The organism is Streptomyces sp. NPDC087440, assembly GCF_044744005.1.
GTDB lineage: Bacteria > Actinomycetota > Actinomycetes > Streptomycetales > Streptomycetaceae > Streptomyces.
The window spans coordinates 152,387-163,021 of the sequence record NZ_JBIUXN010000020.1 but is presented as its reverse complement, the minus strand read 5'-3'; the positions used below and the strand labels follow the sequence as shown (position 1 = coordinate 163,021).

At 72.4% G+C, this 10,635-nt stretch carries 8 protein-coding genes; 2 read left to right on the top strand and 6 right to left on the bottom strand.

The annotated features are described in order from the left end of the window. Positions 1 to 113 precede the first annotated feature (113 nt). The 4 genes from fabF to ACIO3O_RS32300 are packed head-to-tail and all read right to left on the bottom strand — an operon-like array spanning position 114 to position 6,026. Positions 114 to 1,379 (bottom strand): beta-ketoacyl-ACP synthase II, encoded by a 1,266-nt coding sequence (fabF, locus tag ACIO3O_RS32315; protein WP_401752088.1) that lies wholly within the window; start codon positions 1,377 to 1,379, stop codon positions 114 to 116. Then, on the bottom strand, positions 1,379 to 3,202 hold the full coding sequence (locus tag ACIO3O_RS32310) for a thiamine pyrophosphate-binding protein (RefSeq protein WP_401752087.1): 1,824 nt from the start codon (positions 3,200 to 3,202) through the stop codon (positions 1,379 to 1,381). Before ACIO3O_RS32310 ends, fabF begins: the two co-directional genes overlap by 1 nt. Then, positions 3,199 to 4,446, bottom strand: a complete 1,248-nt coding sequence (locus ACIO3O_RS32305) for an aldehyde dehydrogenase family protein (RefSeq protein ID WP_401752085.1) — start codon at positions 4,444 to 4,446, stop codon at positions 3,199 to 3,201. The genes ACIO3O_RS32310 and ACIO3O_RS32305 overlap by 4 nt, the downstream gene beginning before the upstream one ends. Then, positions 4,443 to 6,026, bottom strand: a complete 1,584-nt coding sequence (locus ACIO3O_RS32300; protein WP_401752083.1) for a class I adenylate-forming enzyme family protein — start codon at positions 6,024 to 6,026, stop codon at positions 4,443 to 4,445. Before ACIO3O_RS32300 ends, ACIO3O_RS32305 begins: the two co-directional genes overlap by 4 nt. A gap of 149 nt (positions 6,027 to 6,175) precedes the next feature. Between ACIO3O_RS32300 and ACIO3O_RS32295 the strand changes: the two genes are divergently transcribed. Together ACIO3O_RS32295 and ACIO3O_RS32290 are read left to right on the top strand one after the other, a co-directional pair. Further along, on the top strand, positions 6,176 to 7,162 hold the full coding sequence (locus ACIO3O_RS32295; protein ID WP_401752081.1) for an acyl-ACP desaturase: 987 nt from the start codon (positions 6,176 to 6,178) through the stop codon (positions 7,160 to 7,162). 160 nt (positions 7,163 to 7,322) lie between these two features. Beyond that, complete coding sequence (locus tag ACIO3O_RS32290) at positions 7,323 to 8,339, top strand: TauD/TfdA family dioxygenase (RefSeq protein ID WP_401752079.1); 1,017 nt, start codon at positions 7,323 to 7,325, stop codon at positions 8,337 to 8,339. 77 nt (positions 8,340 to 8,416) lie between these two features. Here ACIO3O_RS32290 and sbnB read toward each other — a convergent pair whose 3' ends face one another. Together sbnB and sbnA are read right to left on the bottom strand one after the other, a co-directional pair. Next, the gene (gene sbnB, locus ACIO3O_RS32285) at positions 8,417 to 9,415 is read right to left on the bottom strand and encodes a 2,3-diaminopropionate biosynthesis protein SbnB (RefSeq protein ID WP_401752077.1); all 999 of its coding nucleotides are present in this window, start codon (positions 9,413 to 9,415) and stop codon (positions 8,417 to 8,419) included. Then, positions 9,409 to 10,467, bottom strand: coding sequence for a 2,3-diaminopropionate biosynthesis protein SbnA (sbnA, locus tag ACIO3O_RS32280; protein WP_401752075.1), 1,059 nt, complete (start codon positions 10,465 to 10,467; stop codon positions 9,409 to 9,411). Before sbnA ends, sbnB begins: the two co-directional genes overlap by 7 nt. Positions 10,468 to 10,635: the final 168 nt, after the last annotated feature.

Here is a 10,635-nt window from a genome sequence, read left to right as displayed (position 1 = left end):
CTCCCCGAGGACTGCATGAGTGAACTGCTGTCAGTGGTGCGGTGGTTGGGCGCCGCGCGGTGCGGCGCCCTCCGTGGGTGCCGCACACTGGGCGGCGCCGTACGAGGGCCGGGCTAGGCCCAGCGGCGGAGCACGACGACCGCGTTGTGGCCGCCGAAGCCGAACGAGTTGCTCATCACGACGTCGACGTCGTGGGCCTGCGCGGTGTGCGGGACGAAGTTGACCCGCTCGTCGATGGGTCGGTGGCAGTTGCGGGTGGGCGGCACGACGCCCTCGTTGATGGCGAGGGCGCCCACGATGGCCTCCACCGCACCGGCCGCGCCGATCATGTGGCCGGTCATGGACTTGGTGGAGCTGACCGGGATCTGCTCGATGCGCTCGCCGAACACGGCGCGCAGGGAGGCGAGTTCGGCCTTGTCGTTGAGCTGGGTGCCGGTGCCGTGCGCGTTGACGTAGTCGACGTCCTCGGGGCCGAGGCCCGCGTCGCGCAGGGCCTCGCGCATGGCGCGGCGCACCGAGACGCCCTCCGGGTGGGGGGCCGTCCAGTGGTACGCGTCCGAGGTGGATCCGTAGCCGACGAGCTCGGCGAGGATCTGTGCGCCGCGCGCCTGGGCGTGCTCGGCGGACTCCAGGATCATCACGCCCGCCCCGGCGGCCATCACGAAGCCGCCCCGGTCCTCGTCGAAGGGGCGCGAGGCCTCGGTGGGGTCGCCCTGGCGGGTGCTGAGGGCGCGGGCGTTGCCGCTGCCCGCGATGTCCACCCGGGTGATGATGTCGTCCGCGCCGCCCGCGATGACGACGTCGGTGGCGCCGCTGCGGATCCAGCGGACGGCCTCGCCGAGGGCGTCGGTGCCCGAGGCGCAGGCGCTGGAGAGGGCGCGGGAGGGGCCCTGGGCGCCGGTGGCCATGCTGATCTCGCCGGGGGCGCTGTCGATGGCCCCGGTGACGGCCGACAGGGGGGACACGGCGCGCGGGCCCTTGCCGTCGAGGTCGCGGACGTGGTCGGCGACGGACTTCATGGGGCCGTAGCCGCTGCCGATGAGGACGCCGACCCGGTGGGCGTTGGACTCGTCGATGGTCAGCTTGGAGTGCTCCAGGGCCTCGGTGGCGGCGACGAGCGCGTACCGGGCGTAGGGGTCGGTGCGGCGCAGCACCTTGTGCGGGAGGTGCGCGGCGGCGTCGAAGCCCTTCACCTCGCCGGCGATCCGCACGGGCAGGTCGCCGGCCTCGACCTGGGTGATGGGCCCGATGCCGCTGCGTCCGGCGAGCATCCCCTCCCAGGTGCTGGCGGTGTCCAGGCCGAGGGGGGTGACCATGCCCCAGCCGGTGACGACGACCCGGGTGCGGCCGCTGTCGGTGTGGGTGGTGTCCGTCGCCATCACTGGCTCCCCTCGTTCGCGTCGTGGAGGTGCGTCTGGTTCTGTGCGTGCGTGTCGTCCGGTACGTCGTCCAGTGCGGGCAGCAGCGGGAAGTCGCCGCCGCCCGCCGCCGCCCCGAACAGCGAGTCCGTCATGGCGACGGGGACGTGCAGGACCACCGGGCGGCCCGTGCGGCAGAACTTCCAGGCCTGCTCGACGTCGGCCCGCAGCGTCGCCTTGTCGGTGAGCAACTGCCGGTGCACGCCCGGCACTTCACGTCCGGGCAGGGGGGCCGCGGCCGGGTCGGCGAAGCGGTAGCGGGGCAGCGGCTGCTCGCGCTGGTCGAGCTGGCTCTGCAGCCATCCGTAACCGCCGTTGTCGAGGACGACGTACAGCACTCCGAGCTGCTGCTCGGCGACGGTGACCAGGTCGGACTCGAAGAGCCCGAAGGCGCCGTCGCCGACGAAGGCGACCACGGGCCGCTCGGGTGCCGCCGTCTTGACCCCGGCGGCGGCCGCCGCCCCGAAGCCGAGGCTGGTCTGCTCGGAGGGGACGACGGAGTTGCCCGAGGCGGCGGCGTGGTGCACCGGGTAGCGGTAGGACCACATGTCCTGGAGGCCGTTCTCCTGGACGAGCACCAGGTCCTCGGGGAGCTCCTCGCGCAGTGCGGCCAGCACCTCCGCGATGTGCAGTTCCGGCAGGTCGGCCAGTTCGGCGAGGTGGGCGCGGTGCGCGGTGTGCAGCTCCTCGCGGACGGCGGCGGTGCGCCGCGTCCAGGCCTCGTCCGGTGCGCACACCGACTCGCGGGCGAGCTGTCCGGCGACCAGGGCCGCCGCGTCGGCGAGGACCTTGGGTCCGGCGTAGTCGGTGTGGAACTCGGCCGCGTCGACGTTGACCTGGACGACCGGCACCTCGGTGCCGATGCGGGCGGGCCAGCCGAAGGTGGCGGTCTCCTCCAGGCGGCTGCCGAGCGCGATCACGCAGTCCGTCTCGCGCCACAGGTCGGCCGCCGCGTCCGGCAGGTAGAGCCCGGCGAGGCCGCAGAAGCGGGGGTGGGTCTCGTCGAAGGCGCCGCGTCCGCTCGCGGTGCTGAACACGGCGGCGCCCATGTGGTCGGCGAGCCGCTCCAGCAGCCGTCCCTCGTTGTGGTGGCGCATCCCGCCGCCGACCAGCAGCACCGGCCTGCGGGCCGACTTCAGCAGGGCGACGGCGGCCGAGTCCTCGGCGAGCTGCACGGTCCGGGGACGTACCGCCTCGACAGCGGTGTCGGCGGCGCCGCGCGGGATCTCGGCGGTCAGCAGGTGGTCGGGGACCTCCAGGTAGACCGGCCCGGGCACGCCCTCGCGGGCGACCAGCAGGGCGCGCCGCAGCATGGGCACCAGCCGGGCCGGGTCGTCCACCCGGGCCGCCCACTTCACCAGCGGGGCGACCAGGGCGAGCTGGTCGAGTTCCTGGAAGGCGCCCGCGCCGCGCCGCTCGACGGCGGTGCCCGCCGAGAGCAGGACGACAGGGGCGGCCGAGGACTTCGCCTCCAGCAGACCGGTGAGGGCGTTGGTGACGGCGGGCCCCTTCCCGGTGAAGGCGATGCCGGTGCGGCCCGACTGGAGGGCGTAACCGGTGGCCATGAACAGGGCGTTGCGCTGGTCGCGGCAGAGCACCAGGCGGATGCCGGACGGGTCGAGCGCGGCGAGGAGGTCCAGGTCGTCGGCGGGCAGGCCGAACGCGTCCCGCACGCCCGCCTGCCCGAGCACCTCGGCGACGGCCCGCCAGCTGCCGGTGACGGTGTCCACGGGGGCCTTGGCGGCGTCCGCCGTGACCTCGGCGGCCTCGGCGGTGGCGGTCATCGGGTGCTCCCGGCGGGTATCGCGTGGTCGGCGACGGCCTTGGAGATGAGGATCGGCTCGCTGTGCCGGACGCCCTTGATGGCGGCGTAGTTGGCGCGCACGCCGGTGCCGCCGAAGGGCTCGTTGCCGTTCTCGACGTCCATCAGGGTGCGGTTGATGCTGACGGTGTGGCGGCGGTCCAGGATCTCCACCAGCTCCGGGTCGTCGCCGTAGACGGTGGCGGCCATCGCGCGCTCTTCGAAGTACTGGTGGGTGAGCATGGAGCGCAGCCACTCGCGGCTGGTGTACGGCACCACGTTGAAGATCGGTGCGAACAGCTCGGGGGGCCGCACCGACGACTCGACGGGACGCACCAGCACGGTCGGGCTCAGGTGGCCCTCGCTGAGGTCGGCGCGCCCGCCGGCCGCGATGAACACGCGGTCGTCGATGAGGTGGCTGAGCGCGTCCTCGAAGGCGTCCAGGTAGTACATGGAGCCGTAGTCGGCGCCGGGGTCCTCGTTGCGGCCGTGCTTGAGCGAACTGACCCTGCGGGCCAGGAGGTTGCAGAACTGCGAGCTGAGCGAGGTGTGCACGAAGTACACGTCGGGGCCGAAGCAGTCCTGGCCGGAGTTCATCATGCGGGCGTGCAGCGCACCGTCGACGGCGCTGGAGAGGTCCGCGTCCGGGCCGACCACGAAGGGGTTGACGCCCTGCCCGAAGTACAGGAAGAGCTGGTCCTTGCGGAGCTGGCCGCGGATCTTCTCCGCGTTGTCGAACGTGCCGGTGAACACGAGGACTTCGGACTTGGCGGCCTCGGTGGCCAGGAAGTCGCGCTGCCCCGTGAGGCACTGCTCGATGGGCAGGTCGTGCACGCTGCCCAGCAGCTTGTGCAGCTTCTGGGTCTGGCCGCTGATGCGTCCCGACGGGCGGAAGGCCACCCGCTCGCTGTAGAGGCTGGGGATCAGCAGGTACAGGATGTAGCTGTAGAGCGGGATGTTCGACGGCATCAGCACGCCGATCTGCTCCAGGCGCGGCGGCTGGAAGCGCCGCACCTCCTCGTAGGCGCCCTCCAGCGCCTCGATGGAGACCTCGATCTCCCCGCACGCGGTGCGGTAGTTGCAGGTCTCGAAGAGCACCTGGAGGACTTCCTCGCGCCGGTTGCGGAGCAGGTCCGCCACGGCGCGCAGGGCCCCCAGCCGCTCCCCGAAGGGGATTTCGTACGTCGGTGGAAGATCGGTCTCTTCCCGGACCAGGACCGGAATCATTGCAGTACGCCTCTCATGGATTCACCCGGCACCGCTTCCCGCGGCACCGCTTCCCGCAGCGTCACTTCGCGCAGCGCCTTTCCCCGCGGCGCTTCCTCGGGCGACAGGACGTCCCGCCGCACGAATTCACGCCGTGCGGTCTCCCGCGTCGCTATTTCTCGCTGCGCCAATTCACGCAGTTCTCGGCGGTCGACCTTCCCGGTGTTGTTCAACGGGAATTCCTGAAGTACGACCACACGATTGGGGCGTTCGTGTTCCGCGACGTACCCGGCGAGCGTCTGCCGCCAGGCGGCGGCGGGACCCTGCTCGGGGTCGGCCACGAAGAACACCAGGTGCACCCGGTCGTCCCGGCCGCCCTGCACGGGCACCACCCGGACCGGCACGCCGCAGGCGCCCGCCCGGTCGGCGATCGCGTCCGGGTAGAGGGTGTGCCCGTTGCGGTGCACGGCGTCCTTGCGGCCGAGGACGGTGAGGTTGCCCTCCGCGTCCAGCCGCCCGATGTCGTCCGTGCGGTACGCCTCGCGCTCGACGGGCAGAACCGTTCCGCCCGGGCCGAGCAGGCCGGTCATGTAGTCCGGGGTCCGCACGACGACCTCGCCGGTCTCCCCCGCGGGGACCTCGTGTCCGGCGTCGTCCAGCACCCGTACCTCGATGCCGTCCAGCGGCCGGCCGCACCCGCGCGGGTCGGGGTGCACGGCGAGGGCGATGTTGCCCGCCTCGCTGCTGCCGTACCCGTCCAGCAGGGGGCTGCCGACCGTACGGACGAACCGCCCGGCCAGCTCCCGGGCGAGCGGCTCCCCGCCCACGCACCACATGCGTACGCCGCCGAGCGCGTCGGCCCGGGCGCGGGAGCCGTCCACCAGGTTGAGCAGGGTGAGGTAGGTGGCGGGCACCGCGTCGACGACCGTGACGCCGTGCGCCGCGATCGCCTCCAGTGCCCGGTCGACCCGTCTGCTGCTGGTCTGCAGGACCAGGGTGGCCCCGGTCTGCCGCCACAGCAGCAGCATCGAGAGCCCGTACTGGTGGGTGAAGGGCAGCAGCGGCAGCAGGACGTCGTCCGCGCGGTAGGCCATGCGCCGCGCGGTCCGCTCGATGTTGGCCGCGACGGACGCCCCGGAGCGCACGATGCCCTTGGGGGCGCCGGTGCTGCCGGAGCTCCATACGATCAGGGCGTCGTCGCGGGCGAACCAGCGGCCGAAGTCGAGTCTGCCCGCCGCGCCCGTCCCCTCGCCGGGCTCCGCCCCGGCGGCGGCGATCAGGTCGGCGAGCAGGACCCGCCCGACTCCGGCCGGCTGCCCGGCCTCGGGCAGCGGGCTGTCGGTGAGGACGAGGTCCACTCCCGCGCCGGTGGCCAGTTCCGCCTGCTGGGCGGCGGGAATCCGCCGGTCCACCAGGGCCACGGAAACTCCGCATTCCATCAGGGCGAACAGGGCGAGGAGAAATTCCTGAGTGTTCTCCCCGGTCAGCAGAACCCTGCTGCGCTCCCCTATTCCTCGCCTGCGCAATTCCTGTGCGACGGCCCCGCAGGCCCCGTCCACACCGGCCAACGGTATTCGTCGGCCTTCCGCATTGATGAGCATCCGCCCAGCACACCCCCGGCCCGAACTCCGATTACTTCAAAACCGATCGTACGAACCCGACTACAGGTGATCTATATTTTCCACGGGCTGCCGAAGAGCGCTCCATATTGGTCTACGGTCGGGGAATCCGAACCGTCGAGGGGGAGACCATGACACCCACCAGTGCCACCGACCAGCTCCGGCCGACCGGGCCCCGACTGCTCGACCCCAAACGGGAGTTGATGCTGCTGCACGAGCTGGAGCCGGTCGTCGCGCAGAACATCGACCGGCATCTGAAGGTCGTACGGGACTGGAACCCGCACGACTACGTGCCCTGGAGCCGGGGCCGCGACTTCGCCCTCCTCGGCGGCGAGGACTGGCGGCCCGAGGACACCGTCCTGGACCCGGCCGTACAGGCGTCGCTCATCGTCAACCTGCTCACCGAGGACAACCTGCCCGGCTACCACGGGGACTTCGCGGGCACGCTGGGCCGGGACGCCGCCTGGGGCGAGTGGACCAACCGCTGGACCGCCGAGGAGGCCCGGCACGGCATCGCGCTGCGCGACTACCTGGTGGTGACGCGCGCCGTCGACCCCGTCGACCTGGAGCGCCGGCGCCTGGCGCACATGTCGGAGGGCAGTGGCGGCTCCCCCGGCGGCATCACCGAGACCCTCGCCTACGTCGCCTTCCAGGAGCTGGCGACCCGCGTCTCGCACCGCAACACCGGCAGCGCCACCGGCTGCCCGATCGCCGACCAGCTCCTCGCGCGGATCGCCGCCGACGAGAACCTGCACATGCTCTTCTACCGCAACCTGCTCGAAGCGGCCCTGGACCGGGCCCCCGACGACGCGATGACCGCCATCCGCAACGTCCTGCTGGACTTCCAGATGCCGGGCGAGAACCAGCCCGACTTCGCCCGCTTCTCGATGCTGATCGCGATGGCGGGGATCTACGACCTCCAGCTCCACCACGACAAGGTCGTGATGCCCATCCTGCGCCACCTGAAGATCTTCGAGCGCACCGGCTTCGGCCCGGAGGGCGAGCAGGCCCGCGAGGAACTCGCCGCGTTCCTCGCCGACTTGGAGGACCGCGCGTCGCGCTTCACGACCCGCCGCGAGGAGCGCCTGGCCCGGCTCGCACGGCGCGCGGCGGCCTGACCGAACGCGCACGACGCGCGGCGGCCCTCACGCAGCAGAGGGCGCGGCGGCCTGCACGAAGCAGCGGGCGCGGCGGGCGGTATCACCCGCATAGGGACGGTATAGGGACCTTCGCGAGGCTGGGTGCGACATCGAACCGCCCGACAGCGAAGGCTCCTTCATGACCGTGACCGACACCTCCGTGGCGACCGCCGTCGCCCCGGAGACCACCCGACCCGCCGCCGTGGTCCTCACCGACGCCGAGCGCGCCCAGGTCGGCGCGCTCGCCGACCGGCTCGCCGTCACCGGCTCGGCGGCCACCGACGACGTCGACTGGATACGCGCGGTGCGCGACGCGTCGGCGGGGCTGCCGCAGCGCCTCCTCGCCGAACTGCGCGCCTTCCGCCACGACGCGGGCCCGGACGGCGTGCTGCTGGTGCGCAACCTGCCCGTCGCCCGCGCGGACGGCACCCCGCTGCCGCCGACGCCCTCGTACGCCGGCTCGGTGGAGCGCACCGCGTCCACGGCGGCGGCGGTCATCACCGCGGCGATGCTCCAGCTCGGCGAGGTGATCGCGTTCCGCAACGAGAAGACCGGCGCGCTCGTGCAGAACGTGGTGCCGGTGCCGGGGCAGGAGAGCCAGCAGTCCAACGCCGGTTCGGAACTGCTGGAGATGCACATCGAGAACGCCTTCCACGACAACCGGCCCCAGTACATCGGCCTGCTGTGCGTGCGGGAGGACCCCACGGGCGAGGCACGGCTGGCCACCGCGTCCGTGCGCCGCGCCCTGCCGCTGCTGTCCGGGCGGACCCGTACGGTGCTCTCCGAGGCCCGCTTCCTCACCGAGGCGCCGCCGTCCTTCGAGGGCCGCGAGGGGGCTGCGCCCGCGCACCCGATCCTGCCCGGCGCGTGGGAGGACCCGGACGTCCTGGTGGACTTCCACGCCACCCACCCGCTGGACGGCGAGGCCCGCGAGGCGATGGCGGAGCTGCGGGAGGTGTTCGCCCGGGTCGCCTCGGCGACCGCCCTGGTGCCGGGCGACCTCGCGGTGGTCGACAACCGCCTTGCGGTGCACGGCCGTTCGCGGTTCGTGCCGCGCTACGACGGCACCGACCGCTGGCTGCACCGGGTGTACGCCTCGCTGGACAACCGCCGCAACCGTCCGCTGCGCCTTGAGGCCGGTGCGGTGCTCGACTGAGGAACGCGGCTCGTGCCGTACGTGCGAGGGGGCCCCGGGAGATTCTCCCGGGGCCCCCTCGCACGTACCCCCGCCGGTTACGGCAGGAAGCCCTCCACCCGTACGCCGACGCCCTGCGCGTCCGCCCGGTCCCGCACCCAGCGGGCCAGCGCCAGGTCGAGCACGCCCAGGCCGAACGGCGAGAACACCACCCGGCGGCCCGGCTCGCGCCGGAAGCCGGACGCGCCGCGCAGCAGCGCACCGATCTCGGCGTCCACGAACTCCCGTCCCCCGGTGGCCTGTTCGGCCAGGTGCAGGGAGGTGCGTTCGCGGCAGACGTGGTCGGTGTCGTCCACGACGTTCTGCGCGCCGAGCACGGCCTCCACGCTCAGGTCGCGCAGCGAGACGTGCAGCACGGTCGCGTCCGGGCGGCAGTCGGACAGGTCCATGTGCGGGGTCCCGGCCGTCGTCGCGAGCGACACCAGCGCGTACGTCCCCAGGGCCTGCGCCGCGTCGTCGGCGACCCGTACCGCGACGTCCGGCACGACGGCCGAGGCCTGCGCCGCGAACTCCTCGGCGCGCGCCCGGTCCAGGTCGTACACGAGCGCCTCGCGCAGGGACGGCAGGCGGGCGGCGGTGAACCGCAGCACCTCCAGGTTGATCGGCCCGAGCCCGACCAGGCCCATGCCGTGCGGTACGCCGTCCCCGGCGGCCTCGGTGAGCAGGCCCGCGGCGAGCGCGGCCGAGGCCCCGGTGCGGCGGGCCGAGATCACGGAGGCCTCCAGGAACGCCTCGGGGCGTCCGTCGGCCATCGAGTTGAGGATCAGCGAGGCGCTGGCCCGCTCGACGCCGCGCGCGACGTTGCCGGGGAAGCTGGCGATCCACTTCATCCCGGCCACCGGGTCGTCGCCGCCCAGGTGGGCGGGCAGGCCGATGATCCGGTTGCGGTCGTCCTCGGGGAAGCGGAGGAAGACCGAATGGGGCAGGGCGGTGCGGCCCTCGTCGTGCAGGCGGTAGGCGTCCGCGACGAGTTCGAGCACCTCCTTCTCGTGCCCGTCCAGCAGGGCGCGCACCTCACGGTGCCCGACGATCAGCACGGAACGACCTCTTTCTCTTCTGCTGCGATGGTGGTGACGGTCGCGATGGTCTCGACGGTCGCGATGTTCTCGACGGTCTCGATGGTTTCGATGGTCTCGACGGGGGGCTTCCACAGGTGGGAGACCTCGCCGAACTGACGCCTGACCCAGGCGTCGTCGTAGATGGTGTCCAGATAGCGGTCGCCGCCGTCCGGGAGCACCAGGACGCAGGTGGAGCCCGCCGGTATCTCCGGCGCGATCAGCTCCAGTGCGGAGACCACCGCCCCGGACGACCCGCCGGCCAGGACCGCCTCGCGGTCCACCAGCCGTCGGCAGCCGACCACGCACTCCAGGTCGCCGACGTGGACGACCCGGTGCGCGTCCGTCCGGTCCAGGACGGTCGGGCGCACCGACGCCCCGTGGCCGGGGATGAGGCGACTGCACGTGGTGCTGGAGTCGAAGAGCGCGCTCCCGACGGCGTCCACCGCGATGATCTTCGTCTTCAGCCCGCGGCCGCGGATGTACTCGGCGCAGCCGCCGAGGGTGCCCGAGGTGCCCACGGACAGCACGAGGTAGTCGATGTCTCCGTCGAGTGCCTCGTCGATCTCCGCCATGGTCGCCAGGTGCGCCTGGGGGTTGAGCGGATTGGAGTACTGGTCGGGGCAGTACGCGTCGGGAATCTCGGCCAGCAGCCGGGCGACCAGCTTCAGTCGCTGCGGCAGCAGCTCCCCGGTGACGGGGTCGGGGTCGGAGACGACGCGCACGTCGGCCCCGTACGCCCGGAGGATCGCGATGTTCTGCGCGGTCGTACGGGTGTCCACGACGCAGATGAACCTGAGGCCGAAGTACCGGCACAGTTGCGCCAGTCCGATGGCCAGGTTGCCGGAACTCGACTCGACCACCGTGGAGCGGCCGGGCACCAGCCGTCCGGACCTGATCGGGCCGAGCAGCATGCTCAGCGCGGACCGGTCCTTGATGCTGCCGCCCGGATTGAATCTCTCTGCCTTGGCGTACACACGGGAGGAGAAGCCGGGAACCAGCCGCTCCAGTTCGATGAGCGGTGTTCTGCCCACCGCTGAGAGAATGCCTTTGAGCCCTGCGGACACGGCTCTCCCTTCGTGAAACGGCGATGCTTTGGGAGTTTCGAGCGTGCGCTGCCCCGCTATGGGCGATCTATAAGGCTCCGGACCCGGGCCCTAGGCTTGATCACTGCTGCTTCTGCGCCGCCAACTTCGCGCCCC